This is a genomic window from Enterobacter sp. 148H3, assembly GCF_034107425.1.
Taxonomy (GTDB): Bacteria; Pseudomonadota; Gammaproteobacteria; order Enterobacterales; family Enterobacteriaceae; genus Enterobacter; species Enterobacter vonholyi.
Genome location: NZ_JAWNEI010000043.1, coordinates 1 through 1,464, shown reverse-complemented (window position 1 = coordinate 1,464; position 1,464 = coordinate 1). Strand labels below are relative to the sequence as shown.

The following is a 1,464-nucleotide window of genomic DNA, read 5'->3' as shown; positions in this document are numbered from 1 at the left end:
CGAGCGGCGGACGGGTGAGTAATGTCTGGGAAACTGCCTGATGGAGGGGGATAACTACTGGAAACGGTAGCTAATACCGCATAACGTCGCAAGACCAAAGAGGGGGACCTTCGGGCCTCTTGCCATCAGATGTGCCCAGATGGGATTAGCTAGTAGGTGGGGTAACGGCTCACCTAGGCGACGATCCCTAGCTGGTCTGAGAGGATGACCAGCCACACTGGAACTGAGACACGGTCCAGACTCCTACGGGAGGCAGCAGTGGGGAATATTGCACAATGGGCGCAAGCCTGATGCAGCCATGCCGCGTGTATGAAGAAGGCCTTCGGGTTGTAAAGTACTTTCAGCGGGGAGGAAGGCGTTGTGGTTAATAACCACAGCGATTGACGTTACCCGCAGAAGAAGCACCGGCTAACTCCGTGCCAGCAGCCGCGGTAATACGGAGGGTGCAAGCGTTAATCGGAATTACTGGGCGTAAAGCGCACGCAGGCGGTCTGTCAAGTCGGATGTGAAATCCCCGGGCTCAACCTGGGAACTGCATTCGAAACTGGCAGGCTAGAGTCTTGTAGAGGGGGGTAGAATTCCAGGTGTAGCGGTGAAATGCGTAGAGATCTGGAGGAATACCGGTGGCGAAGGCGGCCCCCTGGACAAAGACTGACGCTCAGGTGCGAAAGCGTGGGGAGCAAACAGGATTAGATACCCTGGTAGTCCACGCCGTAAACGATGTCGACTTGGAGGTTGTGCCCTTGAGGCGTGGCTTCCGGAGCTAACGCGTTAAGTCGACCGCCTGGGGAGTACGGCCGCAAGGTTAAAACTCAAATGAATTGACGGGGGCCCGCACAAGCGGTGGAGCATGTGGTTTAATTCGATGCAACGCGAAGAACCTTACCTACTCTTGACATCCAGAGAACTTTCCAGAGATGGATTGGTGCCTTCGGGAACTCTGAGACAGGTGCTGCATGGCTGTCGTCAGCTCGTGTTGTGAAATGTTGGGTTAAGTCCCGCAACGAGCGCAACCCTTATCCTTTGTTGCCAGCGGTTAGGCCGGGAACTCAAAGGAGACTGCCAGTGATAAACTGGAGGAAGGTGGGGATGACGTCAAGTCATCATGGCCCTTACGAGTAGGGCTACACACGTGCTACAATGGCGCATACAAAGAGAAGCGACCTCGCGAGAGCAAGCGGACCTCATAAAGTGCGTCGTAGTCCGGATTGGAGTCTGCAACTCGACTCCATGAAGTCGGAATCGCTAGTAATCGTAGATCAGAATGCTACGGTGAATACGTTCCCGGGCCTTGTACACACCGCCCGTCACACCATGGGAGTGGGTTGCAAAAGAAGTAGGTAGCTTAACCTTCGGGAGGGCGCTTACCACTTTGTGATTCATGACTGGGGTGAAGTCGTAACAAGGTAACCGTAGGGGAACCTGCGGTTGGATCACCTCCTTACCTTAAAGAACCTGCCTTTG

Annotated in this window: 1 rRNA gene; it reads left to right on the top strand. The window is 54.7% G+C overall.

Annotated elements, in window-relative coordinates:
• Nucleotides 1-1,444: ribosomal RNA gene (locus USH94_RS22415) — 16S ribosomal RNA — on the top strand; the annotation flags it as partial.
• Between the last annotated feature and the right edge of the window lie 20 nt (nucleotides 1,445-1,464).